The 1,021-nt window shown below is 42.1% G+C and carries 1 protein-coding gene; it reads left to right on the top strand.

Going from position 1 to position 1,021, the window contains the following annotated elements; translation table 11 throughout:
* Positions 1-108 precede the first annotated feature (108 nt).
* A partial coding sequence (locus A3762_RS08960; RefSeq protein ID WP_156493346.1) for a glyceraldehyde-3-phosphate dehydrogenase occupies positions 109-1,021 on the top strand: 913 nt, incomplete at its 3' end.

A 1,021-nucleotide genomic window follows, 5' to 3' on the forward strand; every position in this document is an offset into this window, starting at 1 on the left:
TAAAAATAATACTTTTATTGGCTCGGTTAATTAATTGCCAAGCGGTCAGATTATCTGGATAATACGCGGCCTATTTTATGTGCGCACATATACAAAGAGGTGTGAAGCGTGAGCAACGAAAACATTCAAAACCATTTTAACGATTGGACTCAACGAGAAGCTGCTGCAGAAGCAATGATTCCTTTGATTGGCCGTCTATATCGTGAGAACAATGTAGTGACGTCGATTTATGGTCGCGCAATCATCAGTCAGTCTGTGATTGGATTGCTTAAGTCACATCGTTTTGTGCGTCAAATTGAGAATACAGAACTTTCTGCGCTAGATACGCTAGAAGTTCTAAAAGTGCTTGATGGTTTGAATCTTGGTCCAGCACGCGTTGATATCGGTAAATTAGCTGTTTCGTTCAAGGCGCAGAGCGATGCTTCTTTGGAAGAGTTTTTGAAAGCAGAGCTTGCAGACGTTATTGGTAAAGGCGGTGAGCAGGCGAATGCTGAGTCTAAAGACGTTGTTTTATACGGTTTTGGTCGAATTGGTCGTCTTCTAGCGCGTATTTTGATCGAGAAAGCGGGCGGCGGTAATAACTTGCGATTGCGTGCGATCGTTGTTCGTAAAGGTAAGGCTGATAATGACTTAGAAAAGCGTGCAAGTTTGTTGCGTCGTGATTCTGTTCATGGTCCATTCGAAGGTACGATTTCAGTGGATAATGAAAACAATCAAATCATTGCAAATGGTAACTGCATTCAAGTTATCTATTCAAATGGTCCTGATCAAGTTGATTACACTGAGTACGGCATTAACGATGCACTAGTGATTGATAATACTGGTATCTGGCGTGATGAAGCAGGTCTTGGCCTGCACTTGAAATCAAAAGGTGCAGCTAAGGTGTTATTGACTGCTCCTGGTAAGGGCGACATTAAGAACGTTGTTTACGGCATCAATAACGATGTGATCGAGTCGAGCGATACGATTCTTTCTGCTGCTTCATGTACAACAAATGCGATTACGCCTGTATTGAAAGTTA

It is taken from the genome of Oleiphilus sp. HI0125, from assembly GCF_001635355.1.